The organism is Bacillus sp. OTU530, assembly GCF_038440375.1.
Map to the genome: position 1 here is coordinate 35,617 of NZ_JASATP010000047.1, position 7,094 is coordinate 42,710.

The 7,094-nt window shown below is 37.5% G+C and carries 5 protein-coding genes and 2 pseudogenes; 6 read left to right on the plus strand and 1 reads right to left on the minus strand.

Annotation, left to right across the window (positions count from 1 at the left end; genetic code table 11):
* The first annotated feature begins 2 nt into the window (after positions 1 to 2).
* On the plus strand, positions 3 to 638 hold the full coding sequence (locus AAHB12_RS24670; RefSeq protein ID WP_342047733.1) for a YesL family protein: 636 nt from the start codon (positions 3 to 5) through the stop codon (positions 636 to 638).
* A 495-nt stretch (positions 639 to 1,133) separates the two neighbouring features.
* On the opposite strand, the gene AAHB12_RS24675 is transcribed toward AAHB12_RS24670, so the two are convergent.
* Positions 1,134 to 2,120: a glycoside hydrolase family 43 protein gene (locus AAHB12_RS24675; protein ID WP_342047734.1), complete on the minus strand. Its 987-nt coding sequence runs from the start codon at positions 2,118 to 2,120 to the stop codon at positions 1,134 to 1,136.
* Positions 2,121 to 3,640: 1,520 nt separating this feature from the next.
* Between AAHB12_RS24675 and AAHB12_RS24680 the strand changes: the two genes are divergently transcribed.
* From AAHB12_RS24680 to AAHB12_RS24700, 5 genes and pseudogenes are all read left to right on the plus strand, one after another.
* A complete protein-coding gene (locus AAHB12_RS24680) occupies positions 3,641 to 5,035 on the plus strand; it encodes an MFS transporter (protein WP_342047735.1) in 1,395 nt (464 codons plus the stop codon).
* A 170-nt stretch (positions 5,036 to 5,205) separates the two neighbouring features.
* Positions 5,206 to 5,451, plus strand: coding sequence for a hypothetical protein (locus AAHB12_RS24685; protein ID WP_342047738.1), 246 nt, complete (start codon positions 5,206 to 5,208; stop codon positions 5,449 to 5,451).
* Between the two features lie 27 nt (positions 5,452 to 5,478).
* Positions 5,479 to 5,568: pseudogene (locus tag AAHB12_RS24690) on the plus strand (hypothetical protein); the annotation flags it as partial.
* Positions 5,569 to 5,586: 18 nt separating this feature from the next.
* On the plus strand, positions 5,587 to 6,249 hold the full coding sequence (fsa, locus tag AAHB12_RS24695) for a fructose-6-phosphate aldolase (protein WP_342047739.1): 663 nt from the start codon (positions 5,587 to 5,589) through the stop codon (positions 6,247 to 6,249).
* Positions 6,250 to 6,511: 262 nt separating this feature from the next.
* A pseudogene (locus tag AAHB12_RS24700) lies at positions 6,512 to 7,094 on the plus strand (xylose isomerase); the annotation flags it as partial.

Below are 7,094 nucleotides of genomic sequence, written 5' to 3' on the forward strand. Positions count from 1 at the left end.
TCATGTTTGGAAAATCAGTAGGAAAACTATTTACGGTATGTGAGTGGATTATGAAGCTGGCCTATGTAAACATATTGTGGTTTCTCTTTACAGCAGCAGGATTGGTTATGTTTGGGTTTATGCCTGCCACTGTGGCTTTATTCACAATTGTCCGTAAATGGCTGATGAAGGAAATCGACATACCAATTTGGAGAACATTTCTTACTGTATATAAAAATGAATTCCGAAAATCAAATATTTTAGGGCTCATATTAGCAGTAGGGGGTGCCCTGATTTATGTAGACTTTCAGTTTTTGTTAAATACAGGAGGGATAATCCAGCTTGTTATGTCTATATTCCTGCTGATTATCGCATGCATTTACCTGATCCTTCTATCATTCTTCTTTCCGGTATATGTACATTATGATTTGAAGGTATTTGATTATCTAAAATACGCATTTTTATTGGGAGCTTTAAATTTTCATATGGTGTTGTTTATGCTGGCAGGATTGTCGGCTGCGGTATTCCTGCTATTATACGTGCCCGGACTCATCCCGTTTTTTAGTGCGGTATCTATTTCATGCGTTCTTATGTCTGGTGGGGTCTATAGCTTTAAACGGGTTCAAAAGTTGCAGATGAAAGCAAGAGTGGCTGGTTGAGCTGACTCCAATTAAAGAAATTTGCTAATGGCTTTGTAGGTTTGATTGGGAATATAGATAACTAGTATGACCTAGTAAAGGATAAGGGCTTTTCTAATTCCAGGTAAGAATCAGCCGGAAATTATAGTGCTAAATACTGAGACAAAATAAAAGAAGGGTGTCCTCAAAGGGTAGCGCTATGTGCTACCTTTTGGGGACACCCCTTTTTTGTGCATATAAAATAAGAGAACTCTGTATTCAGGTATAATGTAGTAACCACAACCAGCACTCACAGAAAAGGGGCTGATTCCTTTTTATTTGCTGCTTAGTTTTCTCTTAAGTTTATTATTTTCCGACAGAAGAGCCCCCTATCGCTTTTGTAGACTTTTGAGTATCCACTTTGAAAGTGGAAGTCAACTTTACCAACTATACTTTGATATTCACGATATCGGAATTATAAAGTAACTGCTTATGAAAAAAGCTGACCCCACTAATGAGAGTCAGCCGTCAACCTAATTATTTTTCTCCATAAGGGTCAATAGTTTGAATAGTTCCATCTTCGTTATACTTTAGTTCAGTGTATTTCACAGAACGTTTATGGTTCACTCCATCTGATAACGAGCAATCATGATAGAACAGATACCATTTATCCTTAAACTGGACAATCGAATGATGTGTGGTCCAGCCGATTACAGGAGTAAGAATCGTACCTTTGAATACAAATGGGCCTTGTGGATTTTCACTTACAGCATAAACAATTTTATGAGTTGTACCCGTAGAATAGGATAGATAGTAGACGCCATTGTATTTATGAACCCATGGACCTTCAAAATATCTTTGGTCTTCGTCACCTGCAAGAATCGGATCGCCGTTTTCATCAACAATTGAGATTTCCTGCGGTTCACTTTTAAAAGTCAGCATGTCGTCGCTTAATTCAGCTACTCTTGGTCCTAAAGCTGGCTCTGTTGGAGCTGGACCTTCAGCATCTGGGTTAAAAGTTCCTGTCTGCCATTTTTCCAACTGTCCTCCCCAAAGGCCGCCAAAATAAACATATGCTCTATCATCATCATCCACTAACACAGCTGGGTCAATACTGAAGCTACCTGGTATATAGTTTTCCTCAGGTGTAAAAGGTCCCGCAGGATTAGGGCTTGTCGCAACGCCAATCCTAAAAATACCATCTTTATCCCTTGCCGGGAAAAATAAGTAATACGTATTGTTTTTGTAAGCAGCATCGGGTGCCCAAAGCTGTTTACTTGCCCAAGGAATATCTCTTAAGTGAAGCACTTCCCCGTGGTCCACACATGGTGCGTTTACATCATCCATGGATAAGACATGGTAATCTTCCATCTTATATTGGTCGCCATTATCATTTGAAGGTTCATCATGATCGAGGTCATGAGAAGGATAAATATAAAGCTTGCCTTCAAAGACATGTGCAGAAGGGTCTGCCGTAAAAATATGTGTAACTAAAGGTTCATTAGGTTTTGAGTTTTTTGCCATAATATCACTCCGTTAAATAGTATAGATACTTATAAATTTAGGATAGAAAGAAGTTAGTTAACTTTGTACACTCGATAAACTAACTTGTAGATTTAGTATAGCAGAAGTCGGTTAACTTTGTACACTCGATAAACTAACTTTTTTAGAGATATTATTCATGGAATATTACAGTGAATGTTCTAACAGTTTGCAATGGACAGAGCTTCGGTTCAATATCCTATTCGACTAACGGCACCTTAATTGAACAAGAAGCCTAAAAAAGTGTCCTTTTTTCCTGTTGATCGATTATTCATGTAATTGTTTAACAGAAAATAAAACCTTTAACTTCCGTATAATCCCTTACATATACTTTCATCTTTCCTCTATGTATCGTAAAGCATTCATTGGTGATTTCTTAGTTTGACAACCACCTAATCCGAATTGTGAATTTGGCTGTTGAGGAGATGAACCCCAACATATTTTTAGCTCTTCATCCAGGAAGGCTGTCCTCCGTATCATCAAAGAATGGTGTTAAAATTAACCTTTTACGCCTCGGTGAAAACGTTTCTTTCATGTGGCAATCCGAGAACTGTTTAGCGATTTGACGGGAAGAATAGCTTGACATCATTAATAGAACTCTATTCTGCAGCAAAACGAATAAGCGATGGAAATCATGAAGGTACGATTTGGTAACCAATTAAAAGGGCAGTTGGTCCCGATATATTATATTGCCTCGTGAAAAATAATGTGTTAATATGATTACGAACTTAGTTTGTCTATCGGATAAACTAAGTGAACACTTTCTAAACCCATATTTGTATCCGTTTTCGACTTACAAAAGGAGGAGGTATTAGTTTTAGTTTATTTGCCCAGTACAAAACAAAGTTCAACTTTAAAACAAATAATTAGAAAGTGACTTAGCGTTTCATTACTAGGAATCCGAAGGAAATAGCGGCAGGAAAAACAATGAGGGAATATAGCGCTTCTCTGTTGCTTATTGGTATATTTTTATCTTCTATGAATCAGAGCCAATTTGGAATGGAAACGATTGTTCACCTATAGAAAAACCTGCCGGTATGGACCTTTGCAAAATGTGTGGAAGCTTCAGCTGTTTTTTAATAATTTAGAAAAGTATCCTTTGAATTCCCGACAGATCCTTAGGAGAGAATTATGTAAAGGAAAATGGAGAAGCTACTTGCATATTTTGAGGCTGGCGGGTGGAAGCCTTCTTCTACAAGCCACAGCTCCTGGTTAAGTAAGATTTGGCTTTGCTAATTTATTGCCCGACAAATCCTTGGTTAGAGGTTGGGATAAACTAGATTATTGTAGGAGAAATTACGGGTGGTAAATATTACTTATCTATGAGGGATCACAAATATGTTATGGCTGGAAGAAAACCAAAAAAACAGCGCATTAACTTTTGCTCACTTTTGATTAAAGGTGTTAGCCCCGTTTGAAAATTTGAAAGCGATTGTATCGAGGCAATACATGCATCTTTAAATAAAAACATAATAACTACTAAGTTTTAAGGGATGATGAATATGAGCAGTCTAGCCAAAAAAGAAGTTTATAATAGTGAGGTTCAAAGCGAGAAAATTCGCTTTAAAGAGAAAGTCGGCTACGCATCCGGTGACCTAGCATGTAATTTAATTTACCAAACAGTTTCAACTTATCTTCTCTTCTTTTACACGGATGTGTTTGGCATTTCTGCTGCAGCTGCTGGTACAATGTTTTTAATTGTCCGCGCTATTGATGCTTTGAGTGACCCATTTATCGGAACACTTGTAGATAAAACGAATTCAAGGTTCGGTAAATTTAGACCATATCTTTTATTTGGAGCTGTACCATTTGCATTATTAGCTATTCTCTGTTTTACAACACCAAACTTCACGGGCTCGGGTAAACTTGTATACGCTTATATTACCTATACTGCTTTATCAGTACTCTATACCTGTATTAACGTACCATATGGTGCACTGACATCAGCGATTACACGGGACAGTAAAGAAGTAGTTGATTTAACCTCTGTACGTATGGTTTTTGCGAATCTTGGGGGTTTAATTGTTGCTTTTGGTGTTCCATTATTAGCTGGCGCAATTAGCGAATCAACAAGTAAGGCAACAGGCTGGCAAGCTACGATGACCATTATGGGAATCGCTGGTGCCCTGTTATTACTTTTCTGCTTTAGAAATACAAAAGAACGTGTGCAAATAAAAGAAGTACACGGCAAAATTAAGTTTGCGGATATTTTTGAACAATTTAGAGTAAATCGTCCTCTTGTCGTTCTTTGTACATTTTTTATCCTTATCTTTGGGATTAACTCCATTAGTAATTCAGTCGGAATTTATTATGTAACGTATAATGTAGGACGTCCTGATTTAGTTAAATGGTATGGATTGTTAGGAAGCCTGCCAGCACTCATTATCCTGCCATTCCTGCCTGTTCTGAATAAGAAATTAGGAAAAAAGAATTTAATGAGAGTATCACTATCCTTAACAATCGTTGGAACTCTTTCCTTACTAGTCATTCCACCAACAGCGATCCCACTAATTTTAACGGCACGCTTATTAGCAGCAGCAGGCAGTTTGATTGCCGGAGGATTTATGTGGGCGCTTATTCCTGAGACAATTGAGTATGGTGATTACAAAACAGGTAAGCGCTTAGGTGGATTAATTTATGCAATGATCGGTTTCTTCTTTAAATTTGGAATGGCCTTAGGTGGAATTGTACCAGGCTTGGTTCTTCAGCAATTTGGTTATGTTGCCGATCAGGTACAAACACCACATGCTTTAACAGGGATATTAATTACAACGGCAGCCATTCCAGCTGTATTATTAGCAGTAGCACTAATTATTATTAACTTCTATGAACTTGATGAAAAGCGCTATGCTGAAGTTGTCAAAGCCTTAGAAATGAGAGAGAAGACAGGCAGGTAGTGTTCATCGAGAGAGTGGATATTAAATTTTAACTTACAACATAGAAGGATAGAAAAATTTATTTAACATCAAAAGGTTGTGTAAACAGAAAATAAGGAAAAATCAACAATGTAAAAGTGTTTAAGCATGTTTTCAAAGCTTGGAAATGCTTAATAAAGGGGAAGTGCCGAATGGATAATAAGGGTAAGAAAATGAAGATTGATGCTGAAAAGTTTGCTTACGCAGTTATATCTTCACATCATGTTAAAAGTGATTCGCCGGAGGAAATAGGCAAAAAACAATTAACACTTTATTTAATTGCCTATTGTTTAGCAGAGAGGTTTAATGAATTAGAAGCTCAATCCTTCGGGAATATGGAAAGGAAAGATTATGAAGACCTTATGCTGAAACTTTCAGGGTTTAGAGCGTTTCAATAACTGAATATATGTCCTGTTTGGGAGTAGGACACCTTTACAGGAAAGGTCGTAGCTGCATTAAGAAATGAGTTTGGTGGACATGCTGTTAAAAAAATAGATAAACACATTTCAATTTAAAAATAGAGGAGAATGAACATGAAATTTTTTATTGATACTGCAAATTTAGATGAAATTAAAAAAGCCTATAAAGTCGGAGTTTTATCAGGTGTTACAACCAACCCTTCATTAGTAGCAAAAGAAGGCGTGAAATTTGAAGATCGTATTGCCGAAATCCTCAATGCTGTTCCCGAGGTTGAATCTGTATCTGCCGAAGTAACTCCTAACGCTCTAACAGCTGATCAAATGATTGCTGAGGCAAACGAACTTATTAAAATTAATGGTGGAGATAAGAATGTTACCATTAAACTGCCAATGACATTAGATGGATTAGAGGCATGCAGATATCTTACACAAAAAGGTGTAAAGACAAACGTTACTCTTATTTTTACAGTAAATCAAGCACTTTTGGCAGCACGTGCTGGTGCTACCTATGTTTCTCCATTCTTGGGCCGTTTAGATGATATTAGCGAAGACGGTGTACAACTTGTTTCACGAATTGCTGAATTGTTCCGTATCCAAAATTTAGATTCGCAAATCATTGCAGCATCTGTTCGTCACCCAGACCATGTAACGCGTGTAGCTTTGGCCGGAGCCCATATTGCAACCGTTCCATTTAAGGTAATTGAGCAATTGTCTAGACATCCATTAACAGATCAAGGGATGGAAAAATTCGCTGCTGACTGGAAAAATGCTCTTTAAGCATTTGTAAAGGGTTCTACAAATAGACTTACATTTATTATAGCGATTTTATTCTCTTGAATGAATTTTAATCACCACAAACTTTGTTTATCCGATGGACAAACAAAGTTTGTGGTGATATAATCATTTCATAAGTTACACAGCTGAGGGAGAACTGGTGCATAGTTGTTCTTCTGGGTCTATCTTTAGCTTGTTGTAAACGGTAACAACGAAAATCATTCGTGAATGTATAACATGAAAACAAAAGAGGGGGAATTTTCACATGACTTATTTCCAGAATATTAACCAAATCCAGTATGAAGGTCCAACATCAAAAAACCCGCTTTCATTTAAATACTACAATCCAGAAGAAAAAATCAATGGCAAAACAATGGAGGAAATTCTGCGCTTTTCTGTTGCGTATTGGCATACATTCGCTGCTGACGGAACAGACCCATTCGGTGCGGGAACGATGATTCGCCCTTGGGATCATTATAAAGGCTTAGATTTGGCAAAAGCGCGTGTGGAAGCAGCATTTGAATTGTTTGAGAAACTAAATGTGCCTTTCTTCTGCTTCCATGATTCCGATATCGCGCCTGAAGGAAATACGCTAAAGGAAACATATGATGCTCTTGATCCAATCGTTGCGATGATTAAAGATTATATGAAAACAAGCAAAACAAAATTGCTTTGGAATACAGTGAATGCGTTTACGCATCCAAGATATGTTCATGGTGCAGCAACTTCCAATAATGCAGATGTGTTTGCTTATGCTGCTGCGAAAGTGAAAAAGGGTCTTGAAATCGGAAAAGAGCTTGGGGCAGAAAACTATGTATTCTGGGGCGGCCGAGAAGGCTACGAAACGC